At 39.2% G+C, this 1,189-nt stretch carries 1 protein-coding gene; it reads right to left on the bottom strand.

Features of this window, described 5'->3' with window-relative positions; all coding sequences use genetic code 11:
• Positions 1 to 362 precede the first annotated feature (362 nt).
• Positions 363 to 1,189: ATP-binding cassette domain-containing protein (locus HMPREF2704_RS08885; RefSeq protein WP_141760646.1), on the bottom strand; the 827-nt coding region annotated here is incomplete at its 5' end.

Below are 1,189 nucleotides of genomic sequence, written 5' to 3'. Positions count from 1 at the left end.
GAAACCCATACTTTCCAAACCAGGTCTTAAGAAAAAAGGTAGAGAAAAAGGTAGAGTTTGAATTGAAATACAGTGCAATATATCGCATTTGGCAAAAAGAAAAAACGCTTGAAATCAGCGTTTTTCTTCTGTATTGATTCGTATTGAACCCCTACTTCACTTCTGTAAACACAACGTTTTTAAAAAATTATGCTCAAAATACATAGCTTGTAAAATCATATTTCAACTCCTTACTGTAGGACTTTCACTAGCTACATCCCTAGTTTGACGTTATTGTACTGATATTTTTAGACAGAGTTTTTATTATCCAACCTACAAAAAAGAGAGAACTTGCCACTCCTTTCTGAAACCTATACTTCCACCTATTTCTCCAGTTTTATCACCTTATCATAGCGCTTCAAGTCCTCTTCACTATAGTGATGAATCACTTCTACGAGTGCTTGAGGGAGCGAGAAGAGAAGTTGACTGATTTTCTCTTGATTTTTTAGGTCCAGATTGGCTTTGACTTCATCAGCTAGGATAAATTGGCGGTTGTGATAGAGAGCACGTGCAATTTCTAACCGCTGCTTCTCACCGCCTGACAGAGTCTGGTTACTAGGGGTTTTGCTTTGAAGAGCTTTCAAACCAGTTTGTCGCAGGATTTCATCCATCTTTACGGAATCCAATTCTTGTCCCAGAGCAATATTTTCCTCTAGGCTCAAACCATCAAAGATATGAGTAGACTGGAGAATATAGGCTCCTGCCTGATAGAGTTCATCCGAGGTTAACTCTTGCCCATGGTAGCGAATCCGACCATGACTGGGCTTAATTTCACCATAAATTAGGTTCAGTAAGGTGGTTTTCCCAGACCCACTTTCTCCGATAATGGCAATCTTTTCGCCTTCCTCAATAGTTAGGTCACAAGGGGCTAGAATTTCTTGACCATCACGCACTACACTGACTTGCTTTAACTGGATAGGAAAGACAGAACCTTCGAGAACAGAAGGCATTTCAAAGCCCACTCCCAGCAATTTTTGATATTTATCACAGAGAGACTTAGCTGATTTTCTAGTATTGATAAAATAAGACAACTCCTGAAATTGATAGCCAATATTATACGATACTAGATAAATCCCTACAAAGCCGGCTGCAGATAGGTAGTTATAATAGGTCATAAAACCACCAATGACAATAGGCGCAACAGAGCAAA

The organism is Streptococcus sp. HMSC076C09, assembly GCF_001837905.1.
In the GTDB taxonomy this organism is placed as follows: Bacteria; Bacillota; Bacilli; order Lactobacillales; family Streptococcaceae; genus Streptococcus; species Streptococcus parasanguinis_I.
Note: the sequence above shows the minus strand (reverse complement) of the source record. Positions and strands in the feature narration are given on the sequence as shown.